Raw genomic sequence first — 202 nt, forward strand, 5'->3', positions numbered from 1 at the left:
GGTAATGGCTCACCAAGGCGACGATCCGTAACTGGTCTGAGAGGATGATCAGTCACACTGGAACTGAGACACGGTCCAGACTCCTACGGGAGGCAGCAGTGGGGAATATTGGACAATGGGCGAAAGCCTGATCCAGCCATGCCGCGTGTGTGAAGAAGGTCTTCGGATTGTAAAGCACTTTAAGTTGGGAGGAAGGGCAAAA

Annotated in this window: 1 rRNA gene; it reads left to right on the forward strand. The window is 53.0% G+C overall.

Going from position 1 to position 202, the window contains the following annotated elements:
• Positions 1-202 (forward strand): 16S ribosomal RNA (locus tag AK81_RS27705); the annotation flags it as partial.

This window comes from Pseudomonas putida W15Oct28, assembly GCF_000708715.2.
In the GTDB taxonomy this organism is placed as follows: domain Bacteria; phylum Pseudomonadota; class Gammaproteobacteria; order Pseudomonadales; family Pseudomonadaceae; genus Aquipseudomonas; species Aquipseudomonas putida_R.